Origin of the sequence: Pseudoalteromonas sp. OFAV1 (genome assembly GCF_021532595.1) — a bacterium.
Taxonomy (GTDB): domain Bacteria; phylum Pseudomonadota; class Gammaproteobacteria; order Enterobacterales; family Alteromonadaceae; genus Pseudoalteromonas; species Pseudoalteromonas lipolytica_C.
Genome location: NZ_JAKGBG010000039.1, coordinates 20045 through 34483, shown reverse-complemented (window position 1 = coordinate 34483; position 14439 = coordinate 20045). Strand labels below are relative to the sequence as shown.

Annotated in this window: 16 protein-coding genes; 14 read left to right on the top strand and 2 right to left on the bottom strand. The window is 41.5% G+C overall.

All coding sequences use genetic code 11. The annotated features are described in order from the left end of the window. From L1267_RS17700 to lipA, 12 genes are all read left to right on the top strand, one after another. Entirely contained in the window at positions 1-489 is a 489-nt protein-coding gene (locus L1267_RS17700) for an LPS-assembly lipoprotein LptE (RefSeq protein WP_235383630.1), read from the top strand. After that, complete coding sequence (holA, locus tag L1267_RS17695; RefSeq protein ID WP_235383629.1) at positions 489-1529, top strand: DNA polymerase III subunit delta; 1041 nt, start codon at positions 489-491, stop codon at positions 1527-1529. The genes L1267_RS17700 and holA overlap by 1 nt, the downstream gene beginning before the upstream one ends. A gap of 9 nt (positions 1530-1538) precedes the next feature. Beyond that, entirely contained in the window at positions 1539-2174 is a 636-nt protein-coding gene (gene nadD, locus L1267_RS17690) for a nicotinate-nucleotide adenylyltransferase (RefSeq protein ID WP_135924123.1), read from the top strand. Between the two features lie 55 nt (positions 2175-2229). Then, on the top strand, positions 2230-2547 hold the full coding sequence (gene rsfS, locus L1267_RS17685) for a ribosome silencing factor (protein WP_054551669.1): 318 nt from the start codon (positions 2230-2232) through the stop codon (positions 2545-2547). 27 nt (positions 2548-2574) lie between these two features. After that, positions 2575-3045 carry a 23S rRNA (pseudouridine(1915)-N(3))-methyltransferase RlmH gene (gene rlmH, locus L1267_RS17680; RefSeq protein WP_036967350.1) on the top strand — a complete coding sequence of 157 codons (471 nt, stop codon included), beginning with the start codon at positions 2575-2577 and terminating at the stop codon, positions 3043-3045. A 7-nt stretch (positions 3046-3052) separates the two neighbouring features. Next, on the top strand, positions 3053-4933 hold the full coding sequence (gene mrdA / locus L1267_RS17675) for a penicillin-binding protein 2 (protein WP_135924122.1): 1881 nt from the start codon (positions 3053-3055) through the stop codon (positions 4931-4933). After that, complete coding sequence (rodA, locus tag L1267_RS17670) at positions 4930-6036, top strand: rod shape-determining protein RodA (protein WP_135924121.1); 1107 nt, start codon at positions 4930-4932, stop codon at positions 6034-6036. Before mrdA ends, rodA begins: the two co-directional genes overlap by 4 nt. Next, on the top strand, positions 6036-6800 hold the full coding sequence (locus L1267_RS17665; protein WP_235383628.1) for a septal ring lytic transglycosylase RlpA family protein: 765 nt from the start codon (positions 6036-6038) through the stop codon (positions 6798-6800). The genes rodA and L1267_RS17665 overlap by 1 nt, the downstream gene beginning before the upstream one ends. A gap of 54 nt (positions 6801-6854) precedes the next feature. Next, complete coding sequence (locus tag L1267_RS17660) at positions 6855-8015, top strand: serine hydrolase (RefSeq protein ID WP_199527570.1); 1161 nt, start codon at positions 6855-6857, stop codon at positions 8013-8015. A gap of 184 nt (positions 8016-8199) precedes the next feature. Beyond that, complete coding sequence (ybeD, locus tag L1267_RS17655) at positions 8200-8478, top strand: DUF493 family protein YbeD (RefSeq protein ID WP_135924118.1); 279 nt, start codon at positions 8200-8202, stop codon at positions 8476-8478. 19 nt (positions 8479-8497) lie between these two features. Next, positions 8498-9154, top strand: coding sequence for a lipoyl(octanoyl) transferase LipB (lipB, locus tag L1267_RS17650; RefSeq protein ID WP_135924117.1), 657 nt, complete (start codon positions 8498-8500; stop codon positions 9152-9154). After that, positions 9147-10112: a lipoyl synthase gene (gene lipA / locus L1267_RS17645; protein ID WP_130051157.1), complete on the top strand. Its 966-nt coding sequence runs from the start codon at positions 9147-9149 to the stop codon at positions 10110-10112. The genes lipB and lipA overlap by 8 nt, the downstream gene beginning before the upstream one ends. A 60-nt stretch (positions 10113-10172) precedes the next feature. Here lipA and L1267_RS17640 read toward each other — a convergent pair whose 3' ends face one another. Beyond that, positions 10173-10766: a TetR/AcrR family transcriptional regulator gene (locus L1267_RS17640; protein WP_235383627.1), complete on the bottom strand. Its 594-nt coding sequence runs from the start codon at positions 10764-10766 to the stop codon at positions 10173-10175. Positions 10767-10941: 175 nt separating this feature from the next. Between L1267_RS17640 and L1267_RS17635 the strand changes: the two genes are divergently transcribed. Together L1267_RS17635 and L1267_RS17630 are read left to right on the top strand one after the other, a co-directional pair. Next, positions 10942-11961, top strand: a complete 1020-nt coding sequence (locus L1267_RS17635; RefSeq protein WP_235383626.1) for an MBL fold metallo-hydrolase — start codon at positions 10942-10944, stop codon at positions 11959-11961. A gap of 126 nt (positions 11962-12087) precedes the next feature. Beyond that, the gene (locus tag L1267_RS17630; RefSeq protein ID WP_235383625.1) at positions 12088-13713 is read left to right on the top strand and encodes a M28 family metallopeptidase; all 1626 of its coding nucleotides are present in this window, start codon (positions 12088-12090) and stop codon (positions 13711-13713) included. Positions 13714-13798: 85 nt separating this feature from the next. Here L1267_RS17630 and L1267_RS17625 read toward each other — a convergent pair whose 3' ends face one another. Further along, positions 13799-14338 carry a hypothetical protein gene (locus L1267_RS17625; RefSeq protein WP_138558620.1) on the bottom strand — a complete coding sequence of 180 codons (540 nt, stop codon included), beginning with the start codon at positions 14336-14338 and terminating at the stop codon, positions 13799-13801. Between the last annotated feature and the right edge of the window lie 101 nt (positions 14339-14439).

The window sequence follows — 14439 nt, the reverse complement described above, 5'->3', positions numbered from 1 at the left end:
ATGGCAGCGCTTCAAGCACTGAAAAACGGACTAGCCCTTGCGCTAGTCTGTTTACTGCTAACAAGTTGTGGCTTTCATTTAAAGAAAGCCTCAAACTTGCCTGACGACTTGAAAGTGATCACCCTTATCGGGGATGATGAAAAGTCAGCATTATTCGAGTTAGTCGAAAAAGAGCTTATTGCGAGTAAAGTTGAACTTAGCCAAGGTGGTGAACACCCAGAGTTAACGATCCACAAAGACCGTTTAGAGCGTCAAATCTTATCATTATTTGATAATGGTCAGGTTGCCGAGTATGAACTTGCCTACAGTGTAAGCTATACCCTTAAGCGCCCTAGACAAAAAGCCATTAACCAGCGCTTTGAATTGTATCGTAACTATCAAGACGACCCAGATAATGCCCTTGCAAAAGCAAAAGAGCTTGAGCTGCTATTAAGCGAAATTCGTAAGCAAGCCAGTCGTCGAATTGTTCGTGAGCTATCACAACTGTAATGCGTTGTTATGCAAATCAACTACCTAGCCAATTGAAAAAAGGCCTTGCGCCTTTTTACATGGTGTTTGGTGAAGAGCCCTATCAAATTACACAATGTGTCATGCAAATTCGTCAAGCCGCCAAACAGCAAGGTTTTGACGAAGTAATCAAATTTACCCTAATGCCAGGGTTTGATTGGCAAGAAATTGTAGCTCAATACCAAAGTATGTCACTGTTTAGCGCTCGTACCCTAATTGAATTTGATTTAAACGAGCAAAAACCAGGTACTCAAGGTAGCCAAATATTTAAACAACTTGTTGAACTTACTAATCCAGACACTATTTTGGTATTGAAAGGTGCCAAAGCTGGTCAAGATGTTCAACGCAGTGCTTGGTTTAAAGCTTTAGATAAGCAAGGCTTATTTGTACCTTGTTATCCCTTAACGGGTAACCATTTAAGCCGTTGGCTAGACGAGCAATGTTATCGTTTAAATTTAAACTTGCACAATAATGCAAAACAAAGCCTGATTGATGCCACTGAAGGTAACTTACTTGCATGCCACCAAGAACTTGAAAAATTATCTCTATTATATGGCAGTGAGTTAGTAGACCAGCAGGCCGTAATGCAAGGTCTTCTTAATCAATCAAAATTTGATATCTTCGATTTGAGTGATGCTTTATTAACCGGCAATGCAGGTCAAGCAGTCAAAGTAATGAGTAAACTCGCTACTGATAACACTGAAGCAATGAGTATCTTTTGGGCCATTAATAAAGAAGCCACTAACTTACTTGCAATGCAACACGCTCGCCTAAACGGTGCCAATATGACTGATTTATATCGGCAGTTTAATATTTGGAAAAACCAGCAAGCAACAGTACAGCAGGCATTAAACCGCCTGCAAATTAGTACTCTTGAGCAAATCATCAAACAATTAGCCGAGTTTGATGCTGGCTACAAACAAGGCAACCTTGTTGCGCCTTATCAAGCCTTAACACACCTTTGTTTAGTATTTTGCCAACCACTGGCAATGCCATTACCTTGCCACCCTGTTTTAGATTAGAGTTGTATAATGATTGCTATATTTGGTGGAACATTTGACCCAATTCACTTAGGCCACATCAATATGGCCGAGCAATGCGTTAAACAGTGTCAGCTTGATACGCTGTATTTTATGCCCTGCGCTATTCCTGCACATAAAGCTAAACCGGGGATTAGTGATGAGCACCGTATCAACATGCTCAAACTTGCAATTGAAGACATCCCTTATTTCACGATTGATTACAGAGAACTTAATCGTTCAGGTGCCTCTTATTCATTACTTAGCTTGCAAGAATTAAGAGCTGAGCACCCGACTACGCCCATTATTTTTTTAATCGGTATGGACTCATTCATTAGCCTCGACAAATGGTTTAAATGGCAAGAAATTGTCACACTTTGCCACATAGTCGTGTATCAAAGACCGGGGCAAACCTGTAATGTCGCTGGTGAATTGGCTCATTACAAGGAACAGGCATACACTGATAACCTTGCTGAACTAAAGCAGCAACCTGCAGGTAAGTTATTCTTTTTAAATGGCTTACAAATAGATGCCGCATCAAGAGAAATCAGAAAAAAACTGCATTCAAATAGTGAAATAACGGAACTTTTACCGACTTCGGTCAGTCAATACATCGCACAGCATCATCTTTATCAAACAGATGAATAAATGCTGCCTGCGTGATAAAATAACAATTAAGATTATTTATTTTTGAGAAAACACTTTGGATTCTAAACAACTACTCGCATTTGCCCTTGATAAAGTCGACGACATGAAAGCCCGTGATGTGGTGCAACTTGATGTTCGTGGAAAGTCAGATATTACCGACTATATGTTAGTATGCTCTGGTAACTCTAAACGCCATGTTCAATCGATTGCTGATCACGTTGCAAAAGAAGCACGCCACGCTGGTGAAGAGCCCCTTGGTTACGAAGGTCAAAATGAAGGCGAGTGGGTGCTTGTTGACCTAGGTGATGTAGTAGTACATGTCATGCAAGACCAAACTCGCGACTTCTATGATCTAGAGAAACTTTGGGGTTAACCCTTGCAAGGACATAGGTAAACCATTTTGAAGATACAATTGATTGCCGTTGGTACTAAGATGCCAGCATGGGTTGAAACCGGATTCACAGAATATCAGCGCCGTTTCCCGCGTGATATGCCGCTTGAGCTTATTGAAATTCCTGCCGGTAAACGCGGAAAAAATGCGGATATAAAACGTATTTTGCAACTTGAAGGCGAAAAAACCTTAGCAGCAATACCCAAAGGCAATCGCATTGTTACTTTAGAAGTAACAGGTAAGCCAATGGATACTCATCAACTAGCTAAAAGCATGGAAAAATGGCAGCTTGATGGCCGTGATGTTAGCTTACTCATTGGTGGCCCTGAAGGCCTTGCACCAGAATGCATTGCAGCTTCTGAGCAAAAATGGTCTTTATCAAATCTAACACTACCGCATCCTTTAGTGCGTATTATTGTTGCCGAAAGCCTTTATCGTGGCTGGAGCTTAAATAATAATCACCCATACCACCGCGAGTAGTTAGTCAATGCGAAAACACAGACCCACAATTCGAGACCACTCGGCTGAAGCTAATTTATTTGCTCGCCGCGCGTTTGTGGGCTTTGTGTTTGTTACATTATTAATTGGTGTCTTATTATCAAACTTATATAACATTCAAGTTATCGACCACCAAGACTACCAGACACGCTCTAATGATAATCGGATCAAAGTTATCCCAATTGCCCCGAATCGGGGTTTAATTTATGACAGAAATGGCGTTTTACTTGCTGAAAACAAACCTGTATATAACCTTGAAGTCATTCCAGAAGAAACAGATAACCTAGATCAAGCATTAGAAGATGTTCAACAAATTATCGATATCAGTGAACAACAAAAAGAAGAGTTTTTAGATGATATCAAACATAATCGCCGTTTTAAGAGCCAAGTCCTTAAAGCACGATTAAACGAAACTGAAGTTGCCAAGTTTTCAGTTAATCAGCACAAATTCCCTGGTTTTAGTATTGAAGCACGACTAGCTCGTTACTACCCTTATGGTGATACTTTAACTCACGCATTAGGTTATGTTGCCAAACTCAATAAAAAAGAGCTGGCAAAATTAGAAGCCGATGATCAAGCAACAAATTACCGTGCTACACATGATATAGGTAAGCTAGGTATCGAGAAATACTATGAGCAATTACTTCATGGTGTAGTTGGCTCACAAAGTGTAGAAGTTAACAACAGGGGTCGTATCATTCGCACTTTAAGCATGACCCCACCAGAGCCAGGCCATGACTTGGTACTTACTCTGGATATAGGCTTACAACAAATTGCACAGCATGCTTTAAAAGATATGCGCGGCGCTGTCGTTGTGCTCGACGCAAAAGATGGTGGCGTACTGGCTCTTTACTCTAACCCAAGTTACGACCCAAACTTATTTGTTCATGGCATCAGTAGTAGCGACTACAAAAAGTTATTGAACCCAGATCGCCCTCTAATAAATAGAACCACACAAGGTCGTTACGCACCAGCTTCTACGGTTAAACCACATATGGCCATTTTAGCGCTAGAGGAAGGACTTGTTACCGAGCAAACACAAATGTGGGATCCGGGCTTTTTTCAAATTCCAAACGTTGAACATAAATGGCGTGACTGGAAACGTTGGGGTCATGGCCATGTTGACGTTTATCGTGCTATTGAAGAGTCATGCGATACTTATTTTTATGACGTGGCGTATCGCTTAGGCATTACTAAAATCAGTGATTTTATGTCTCAATTTGGTTTTGGCGAACTTTCAGGTATTGATATTCATGAAGAAACCTCTGCGATTATGCCATCAAAAGAATGGAAAGAAGGCCGCTTTAGAGAATCGTGGTGGCGTGGTGATACAATTTCAGTGGGTATTGGCCAAGGTTATTGGACCGCAACACCGATGCAAATAGCTAATGCGACGAATATTTTAGTTAATCGTGGGATTGATCACCCACCCCACTTAGTGCAAGTGGCTAAAAAAGAAAATGAAGTCACTCAAATAAACAACGATGAAAAGCCACCGGTGGTGCTAAAAAACCCTCACCATTGGCAAATAGCGCTTGATGCAATGCACAACACAGTACACAAAGTCACCGGCACCGCCCATAAAGCATTTAAAGGTGCCAATTATGACCCTGCTGGTAAAACCGGTACCGCGCAAGTAGTTAGTATTGCCCAAGGTGAACGTTATGACGCTAAATCACTTAAAGAGCGTCAACGCGATAACGCAATTTATGTTGGCTTTGCACCTTATAATGACCCACAAATTGTGGTTTCTGTGGTTGTAGAAAATACCGGTGGCGGCAGTACCGTAGGTGCGCCTATTGCTCGTCAATTGATGGATTATTATTTTTCAGCTAACCCTCTGCCTGTTGCACAAAGTGATGCGCCATGATCCCATTAAATAAAAAACGCTCTATCTGGCAACGCCTTCACCTTGATTTACCGCTCCTGATAGCGTTAATGCTCATGATGGTAGGCAGCCTAACCATTGTTTACAGTGCCAGTGGTCAAGACCCAGCGATGATGATCCGCCATGCCACACGGATGTTTGGGGCGATACTAGGCATGTTTATTCTTGCGCAATTTTCGCCAAACACGCTAAAAAGAATGGTTATTCCACTTTATTGCGTGGGCCTATTAATGCTCATCGGGGTACTGCTATTTGGTGTTAGCTCGAAAGGTGCGCAACGTTGGCTAGATCTTGGTATTACTCGATTTCAGCCATCTGAATTAATGAAAATTGCCGTACCTATGATGGTCGCATGGTATATCGGTCGCAACCATTTACCACCCCGCATTATTCATCTAATCATTGGTTTTGCGATTGTGATGGTGCCTACCATCCTAATCAAAGAGCAGCCTGACTTAGGAACATCAATATTGATCGCCAGTTCAGGTATTTTTGTATTGTTTTTGTCAGGTCTAAGTTGGCGATTAATCGGCTTTTTTACCGCTACAGTAGCCATTGCTGCTTGGCCATTTTGGCACTACGTTATGCTCGACTATCAAAAACAACGCGTATTAACATTTTTAGACCCTGAAAGTGATCCTCTTGGCTCTGGTTATCACATTATTCAATCGAAAATTGCAATTGGCTCAGGCGGAATTGAAGGAAAAGGCTGGCTGCAAGGTACGCAATCACAACTTGAATTTTTACCCGAGCGTCATACCGATTTTATCTTCTCTGTTTTAAGCGAAGAGTTTGGCTTATTTGGAGTGTGTTTATTACTGTGCATGTATTTATTCATCATTGGTCGTGGTTTATACATAGCGGTCAATGCCCAAGATGCGTTTGGTAAACTGCTTGCAGGTGCATTAACTTTAACTTTTTTCGTTTATGTATTTGTAAATATTGGCATGGTGTCAGGTTTACTGCCTGTGGTCGGTGTCCCTTTACCCTTGATCAGTTATGGCGGCACCTCTATGGTGACCTTGATGGCAGGATTTGGCATTATTATGTCTATCGCCACAGATAAAAGGATGCTTTTAAAATAATGACACATCGCAATAGTTTTCTATTTGTTGCATTATTTTCTGTAATGCTCACTGCTTGTAGCTCGTCGCAGCAAGGTCGTTATGCTATGGAGCATGATGCAGCCCCGCTTCGAAAGCCTACCGAACTTGAAATGCAAGATGCAGTAGTAACGGCTGTAGTTAAGAGTGCCAGTGCGAGTCGCCCTTATGAAGTTCGTGGAAAACGCTACACTCCCATGTTAGATGAAACAGGCTACTCTGAAGAAGGGATTGCCTCATGGTACGGTAGAAAATTTCATAACTATCATACATCTAATGGTGAAATATATGACATGTTCGCGATGACTGCAGCGCATAAAACCTTGCCATTACCCAGCTTTGCACGAGTCACTAATTTAGATAACGGTAAATCTGTCATTGTTCGCGTTAATGACCGCGGCCCATTCCATGATGACCGTATCATCGATTTATCTTATTCTGCGGCCTATAAACTAGATTATTATCGCCAAGGTACAGCGCGTGTTAAGGTTGAAGCCATTACACTTAGCAATTCTGCCCCTCGTTTAAGTTACATACAGGTTGCAGCGGGAAGTACTCTTGCCAATGTTGAAGCGCTCGCGTTTCAACTTCGTCAGCAATATCATGTGCCAACAAACATTGTTGAAAAAGATGGAATCTATCGATTACGTCTTGGTCCAATAAAAGATGCCGCAGAAGCACAAACTGTTTTAGAAAAGCTAAAACAAAACCAATTTCAGAACGCGTTCTTGCTTTACAGTGAGTAAGACCTTTAGAATAGGTTAACGCGACATGTTTAACTTTAACCATTAATGAGTACGATGAAATCTATAAAATATAAAATCTTAAGTGGCGTTTGTGGCCTTGTTTGCACAGCGAGTGTATTTTCAGCAACAGCCCAAATCATTCCTGCCCCACCACAAGTTAATGCGAAAGGTTATTTCTTGGTTGATTTCACCACAGGTAAGGTCATTGCTGAAGGCGAAGCCGATACTAAGCTGGCACCTGCCAGTCTAACCAAGATGATGACCAGTTACGTCATCGGTACTGAAATTAAAGCCGGCAATATCTCACCAACTGACATGGTCACCGTGAGTGAAAAAGCGTGGGCAAAAAACTTTCCTGAATCATCAAAAATGTTCATCGAAGTGGGTAAGCAAATCAGTGTTGACGACCTTAACCACGGTATCATTATTCAATCAGGCAATGATGCGTGCGTAGCAATGGCTGAACACATTGCTGGTAGCGAAAGTGCATTTGCTGATTTAATGAATGCTCACGCTGAAAAGTTAGGTATGACAAACAGCCATTTCGTAAACAGTCACGGATTAGATACTAACGAGCACTTCACAACGCCACGTGATATGGCCACTCTTGGTGCTGCACTTATTCGCGATGTACCAGATGAATACGAAGTATACGCTAAAAAGTCATTCACTTTTAACGGTATTAAACAATATAACCGCAACTCTCTATTATGGGATGAAAGCATGAACGTAGACGGTATTAAAACCGGTCACACGTCAGAAGCGGGTTATAGTCTAGTGAGCTCAGCAACTAAAGATGATATGCGTTTAATCGCTGTTGTTATGGGTGCCGAAAGCGAGCGTGCTCGTAAAGTTGAAAGTAAAAAATTACTAAACTACGGTTTCCGTTTCTTTGAAACGATTACACCATATCAAGCAGGTGACAGCTTTGCGGAGCAACGCATTTGGATGGGTAACAAAGAAAATGTTTCACTGGGTATTTTAGAAGATACGCCAATCACCATCCCACGTGGTCAGCGTAAAAACTTAAAAGCGAACTTTGAGCTTGATAAAACTCTAGAAGCTCCACTTGCCAAAGGTAGTAAAGTTGGCACCTTATTCTTGCAACTGGATGGTGAAGAAATCGCTCAATATCCGTTAGTTACACTTGAAGAAGTAGAAGAAGGCAGCTTCTTCAGCAAGATCTACGATTACTTACGTTTACAGATCATGTAATCTCAGATAAAAGTTTATAAACGCCTTGCACTGCAAGGCGTTTTTTTTTGTCTGAAAAATGATAGAATGCGCCCCATATCAGTCGCGCTGGGTCGAGTGCGTCGTAATTTAAGTCTGCTTACTGCCAAGAACTGGCCGAGAAAGTCTCGATTAAGCACACTCACTGTTTTGAGGAGTCACCGTCGTGGTTCAACCTGTAAAAGATACTAAGTTTGATGAGTATTTAGATTTCCCTTGCCCATTTACTTTTAAAATCATGGGCTTAGCAAACGTAAATCTAACAGACCAGATCCTAGAAAAGCTGCAACCAATTGCACCAGGCGATTATGCGCCAAAGGTAAAACCAAGCAGCAAAGGTAATTACGAGTCAGTCACGCTTGTGGCAACCGTTACAAGTAAAGAGCACATTGAAGAAATCTATAACGTGATCAGCAACATCGATGACGTACGTCACATGCTATAGGCTGATTACGGAGTAAGTTGTGAGCGAAAGAGAATTAATCGTTCGTCAGTTAGGTCGTCAGCGTTACATGCCAATTTGGCAAAAAATGCAATCTTTTACCGACACCCGTGATGAGCACACAGCCGATGAAATTTGGCTTGTAGAGCACGAGCCTGTATTTACTCAAGGTCAAGCTGGTAAAGCTGAGCACTTATTAAATACCGGTGATATCGAAGTGATCCAAGTAGACCGCGGTGGTCAAGTAACCTACCACGGGCCAGGTCAGCAAATGATGTATGTACTGTTCAACTTACGTCGTTTAAACATTGGTGTAAGAGAGCTGGTAACTTGGCTTGAAGAGTGCATTATCGACACGTTAAAAGACTACGACATTGATGCTTACGCCAAAGCGGATGCACCGGGTGTCTATGTTAACGATAGTAAAGTTGCCTCATTGGGCTTACGAGTTCGTCGCGGCTGCTCATTCCATGGTTTAGCACTGAATGTAAATATGGACTTGAGTCCGTTTTTACGTATCAACCCATGCGGCTATGCAGGCATGAACATGGTGCAAACAACTGACCTTAATGGTCCGCAAAACCTCGAGCAAGCAGGTGCAGGGCTTGTAAAACACATGATTAAAAAGCTTAATGCTACTGTGGTTAAGCACACTGAAGGGTTTGAAACGAATGAATAAACCAGTCAAAATGGAACCAGGCGTAAAACTGCGTGATGCAGAAAAAATGGCACTGATCCCAGTTAAAGTTTTACCGACTGAAAAAAACGAAATGTTGCGTAAGCCAGAGTGGCTAAAAATTCGCTTACCTAAATCAACTGAACGTATTGATGGTATTAAACAAGCGATGCGTAAACATGGTTTGCACTCAGTTTGTGAAGAGGCTTCGTGCCCTAACCTATCTGAATGTTTCAATCACGGTACAGCAACCTTCATGATCTTAGGGGCTATTTGTACTCGTCGTTGTCCGTTCTGTGATGTTGCTCACGGTCGTCCATTAAAACCTGATGCAGCTGAACCTGAAAAGCTAGCGCTTACTATTAAAGACATGAAGCTAAGCTATGTTGTAATCACCTCTGTAGACCGTGATGATTTACGTGATGGTGGTGCACAACACTTTGCTGACTGTATTCGTGAAATTCGTAAGCACAACCCAGAGATCACGATTGAAATTCTAGTACCTGACTTCCGTGGTCGCATGGACAGAGCCCTTGATATCTTAATCGAGACACCACCAGATGTATTTAACCACAACCTAGAAACAGCACCGCGTTTATACAAATTAGCGCGTCCAGGTGCTGACTATAAGTGGTCACTTGAGTTATTACGTCGCTTCAAAGAAGCACATCCGAATGTGAAAACGAAGTCTGGCTTGATGGTAGGTCTAGGTGAAGAAATTAGCGAAATCGAAGAAGTGTTACGTGACTTACGCGAGCATAACGTTGATATGCTAACAGTAGGCCAATACTTACAACCTTCAAAGCACCACTTACCTGTTAAACGCTACGTGCCGCCAGCCGAGTTTGATGCATTAAAAGACTATGCAGACGAAATTGGCTTTACACATGCAGCCTGTGGCCCATTTGTTCGCTCAAGCTACCATGCTGACCAACAAGCTGCTGGTAAAGAAGTAAAATAATAGTTGTAAAACTATTATTTAAAAGCCCGCATTAAGCGGGCTTTTTTATATTCCAAAATATCAGCGCCCATAACGCGCTAAGAACATTTTTACTGTTTCGCTTATTACTTTGTTATCTGAGTCGCCTTCTTGGCGCTCAAAGCCATACAGCAACGGATAAAAGATCAGAGACTTTAACTGATACACAAACTGTTTTGCTGCAAACTCAACATCATCAATCGTTAAAACCTGTGCTTGCACACCTGCTTCTAAAAACGTCACTAGGTCGTGCATACAGCCCATGCTGTTACTCGCTAATGATTTTGCTAAATCGGGCTGCTGTAACATTTGCATAAAGGCGACTTTCGCTACTTTTAAAAACTCTTCAGAGGTCAAAAGTGCCACTTCTTGCTCGGCAATACGTGTTAACTGCTCTGCAATTGGTAAAGAAGCATCAAATACAACCGCTTGCTCTTGGCGAACTTTTTCAAACATAAACACTAGAATGGCTTGAAACAACACATCTTTATTTTCAAAGTGATTGTATACGGTACGCTTTGAGGCACCCGCTAAGCTTGCAACCTGATCCATACTTGTATGCTCAACACCCTGCTGAAAAAACAGTGTTTCAGCTGCATTCAAAATATCTAATCGTTTTCTCTGTGATAATTTCATGGACCCCTCCGATAAGGGCTACTAGTGTAACGCAAAAATAAAAAATGCACTAGATAGTTTACTTTTATAGCAAATCATGAAAAACTACACCGTGTAGTTTACTTATGGTGACGAGATGAAATTTCTAATATGGCTCGCAATCGCCACTCTATGCATCGTGATAGGAGTGTTTGTTATGAATAATCAATTAGCTGCTGAAGGCGTGAGTGATAACAGCCACTCTGCGCAACTGGCTGATGGCAAGTTCCACAATAGTGCTGAAGTAGAAAGACCCAGCTTTAAGAAAACGTTAGCTATCTTCAAACGCTTCATTACTGAAAAGAAAATTGATGCAGAGCCAAAGGGCGAGCTGCCTATGCACTGTGTTTCTCATGCTCAGCTTGAGCGTTTATCAAATGACACAGTGCATTTTGTAAAGCTAGGTCACTCCTCTATTTTAGCGAAAGTGTATGGCGAATACTGGCTATTTGATCCGGTATTTTCAGAGCGCGCTTCGCCTTTTTCATTCATGGGTCCAAAGCGCTTTCAACCAACACCAATTAGTATTGAAGAATTACCAAGCATCGCGAAAGTGTTTATCTCACACAACCATTATGATCACTTAGATAAAGCGGCAATTAAACAGCTTGTTGATAAAACAGCCTCTTTTTATGTGCCATTGGGAGTCGAAAACGACCTTAAAAAATGGGGCGTTGATGAACAAAAAGTCCATAGTTTTGATTGGTGGCAAGAGCAAAATATGGCAAATAGCCAAATTGTATTTACACCAACCCAGCACTTCTCTGGTCGAGGTTTAACAGACGGCAATAAAACCCTTTGGGGTTCATGGGCTATTAAAGTAAATGACAAGCGCTTTTATTTTAGCGGTGACTCGGGATATTTTGCTGGCTTTAAAGAAATTGGTAATCGTTATGGGCCCTTTGATATTACTTTTATAGAAACCGGTGCTTATGACAAAGATTGGGCTGATATTCACATGACACCAGAGCAATCTGTACAAGCTCACCTCGATTTACAAGGTGATATCATGGTGCCAGTGCATAATGGTACTTTAGATTTAGCATTTCATGCTTGGTATGACCCCCTCAAGCGTGTCACCAAAAAAGCACAACAGGAGCACGTATCGCTAAGTACCCCACTTGTTGGTGAAGTATTTAAAATTCAAGATAACGCAGTTGATAAAGCGTGGTGGTAAAATTGACAGGATGAAAGGTGCATTATTATCCTTTCATCCTGAATAATTAGTTACTTATAGACTCTTTCTAGACAGCCCCCTTCTCGTCCCATATAGTGGAACTCTGTGCAATCAACCAGAAAAACTATGACAACTCACTTAAAATACGCAAGTTTAGCGCTTGCCATTGGTTTATTCGGTTGCTCCGAGCAAGCAACATCAAGCGCTGATGAGCCAAGCGAAAAAAACCTTGAAGCCGTTAATATTGAGAATGTACGCTCACATATTAAAACCCTCGCCTCAGATGAATTCTTAGGCCGCGGTCCTTTAACCGAAGGCGAAACACTCACCATTAACTACTTAGCAGATGAATATAAAAAAATCGGATTAACTGGCAGTTTTAATGGCGAATTTTTACAGCCAGTTACCATGGCAAAACTCACTCCAGATCAAAACATGACCCTAAAAGTGGGCGATTTAAGCTTTAACGCTGGCAGTGATTTTACCGCTCGTACTCAACAGATTAACCCTGAGATCAACATTGATGGCTCTGATGTTGTGTTTGTTGGCTATGGCATTAATGCACCTGAATACAACTGGAATGATTTTGCCGATATTGATGTAAAAGACAAAACAATTATCGTGCTTGTTAATGATCCAGGTTTTGCCACCCAAGACGAATCACTTTTCACTGGAAATGCCATGACCTACTATGGTCGTTGGACTTACAAATATGAAGAAGGTGCACGCCAAGGCGCAAAAGCGGTATTTATCGTTCACGAAACAGCCCCTGCTGCTTATCCTTGGAGTGTAGTAGAAAGCTCGAACACGGGTAGTAAATACACTTTAATTGACCAAGATAAAAATGCTTCTGACATCCCTGTAATGGGTTGGATTGATGAGCAAGCTGCAAATGAGATCTTTGCTCAAGCGGGGCTTGATTATCAAACAGAGAAAGCAAATGCATTAAAAGCCGATTTCAAACCTGTCGACTTAAAAGCAAAAGCAGCGCTGACTCTAAAAAGTGATATCTCTCAAGCACAATCACATAACGTTGTGGCAACGCTTAAAGGCAGCGAAACTCCAGATGAGTACATAGTAATTGGTGCGCACTGGGATCACTTTGGTACGAAGCAAACTGATGATGGTGTGAAAATCTACAATGGTGCTGTTGATAATGCTTCTGGTACCGCAGCAACAGTTGAAATAGCCCGTATCCTTACTGAAATGCATAAGAAAAAGCCATTTAAACGCTCTATTATCTTTGCCAACTTTACGGCTGAAGAAACTGGGCTTATTGGTTCTGAGCAATTCGCTACTGGCGAAATTGTACCAACCAAACAAATAGTCGCGTTGCTTAATATTGACGGTATGAACGTGCTAGATGGCGTTGACTACATATTGCAGTACGGCAAAGGCATGTCTGAAATGGAAGACTACCTTGCAGATGCAGCTAAAGCTCAAGGGCGTCATGTAAAAATGGACCCTCGTCCTCAAAATGGATTGTTCTTCCGCTCTGATCACTTCTCACTGGCTAAACAAGGCGTGCCAAGTTTATTATTTATGAGCTTAGGTGATACTGATCCTGATTATATAGCCCATAAATATCACAAAGAAGCTGACGACTATTCACCCCAATGGTCTATGGGTGGTGTTAAGCAAGATATCGAACTGATCGTTGATATTGCAGCCAAACTTGCTAATAACGGTGACTGGCCAAAATGGAAAGCTGAGTCTGATTTCAAAGCGCGTCGTTTGCAAGACAAGCAATAACCTTCGCTTAGATACAAAACCGAGCTTCATTGCTCGGTTTTTTATGTACAATATGCTAACTTGCTAATTGATTAAACCAACTTAATTATTCTAACGTTACCCGCAGCTCTCTTGATTGAGCAACCCCTTCCTGCCGATGCTCAAATCCAGAATAATCCACATTTACACCGCTAAATTCAAATGCATAACCCCCCGTTTTGCCTTCTGAATCGATCATAGCTAATAGGGCGTTATTGTCTTTACCTGCAAAGTTAGTATTCTCGTACTTAACAAGATACTTAGCTTGTGCACCGATATAATATACGCAATACCCTACAAATAATTGATTATTATCATCATCAGTATAAATAACCCAACCAAATGAGCCGTCTGTCCCCATTGAACGCTGAGTCCATGCACGAGCAAAATGTGGCTCAATGCCTCCACTTTGAGGGTATTGCATTGTCCCTTGCATAGTACCACTTGTTTTATAACGCCATGTTTTGTTGGTGTTATTCACAATTTCAGGCACTATCTGCGTTGAGGCATTCCCTTCATTTTTTAGTATTTCAAACGCTGTATCGGCTAATTGAGTAAATACATCGGATACTGGTCTTCCATCGATTGATACATAAAGTGAACTCATTTTCCTTCTCCTAGTAAATTTTTAGCTAAACCCTCATGGTTCAGTTAAATAGTAAGATGGAGAAATTCACTTGTGTATTACAGATTATTACATGGCTTGAG